Origin of the sequence: Pseudoalteromonas sp. CR1, assembly GCF_019392235.1 — a bacterium.
Taxonomy (GTDB): Bacteria; Pseudomonadota; Gammaproteobacteria; order Enterobacterales; family Alteromonadaceae; genus Pseudoalteromonas.
Map to the genome: position 1 here is coordinate 1 of NZ_JAHXRM010000698.1, position 209 is coordinate 209.

Below are 209 nucleotides of genomic sequence, written 5' to 3' on the forward strand. Positions count from 1 at the left end.
GGGTCATGATGGATTCGAACCATCGACCAATTGATTAAAAGTCAACTGCTCTACCAACTGAGCTAATGACCCGCTCATAAACTTATTCAATAACAAACATGCGTAAATCCGCCGATCCAGACACTTTAAAAGTGGTGGGTCATGATGGATTCGAACCATCGACCAATTGATTAAAAGTCAACTGCTCTACCAACTGAGCTAATGACCCG

Annotated in this window: 2 tRNA genes; both read right to left on the reverse strand. The window is 42.6% G+C overall.

Annotated elements, in window-relative coordinates:
• Positions 1-72 (reverse strand) — tRNA-Lys (locus tag KZZ04_RS21060).
• Between the two features lie 60 nt (positions 73-132).
• Positions 133-208: transfer RNA gene (locus tag KZZ04_RS21065), tRNA-Lys, on the reverse strand.
• Position 209: the final 1 nt, after the last annotated feature.